This window comes from Pseudomonas serbica (genome assembly GCF_028823535.1).
Taxonomy (GTDB): Bacteria; Pseudomonadota; Gammaproteobacteria; order Pseudomonadales; family Pseudomonadaceae; genus Aquipseudomonas; species Aquipseudomonas serbica.
In genome coordinates this window covers 1-313 of sequence record NZ_JAQIYM010000064.1, presented here as the reverse complement: position 1 = coordinate 313, position 313 = coordinate 1, and the positions used below count along the sequence as shown (strand labels likewise).

1 protein-coding gene is annotated in these 313 nt (G+C 62.6%); it reads right to left on the bottom strand.

Going from position 1 to position 313, the window contains the following annotated elements; translation table 11 throughout:
• A partial coding sequence (locus tag NQL71_RS29760) for a type VI secretion IcmF C-terminal domain-containing protein (protein WP_274643800.1) occupies positions 1-313 on the bottom strand: 313 nt, incomplete at both ends.

The following is a 313-nucleotide window of genomic DNA, read 5'->3' as shown; positions in this document are numbered from 1 at the left end:
AGCCTGCACGCTGGTCCAGGTCAGGCTCGCGCCGGGGTATTGGCTGCGACCCGGCCAGTTGAAGCGCTGCCAGCTTTCCTTCTGGTTGAAGTACTCGTGCTGTTCGCCGTTGAGGGTGAAAGTGGTCTGCACCACGTCGCGCACCGGTTTGCCTTGCAGTTCGAAACTCAAGCCCATGCCGCCGTCGGTAAACAGCACGTCGGCCAAATGGCTGAGCTGGTTGATCGCGTTGATGAACTGCGGGTTGAAGCGCAGGCCCTGGCTGTGTTGTGCGTCGGCCACCCAGCGGCTGCCTTCCTTGCGCAGCAAGCCG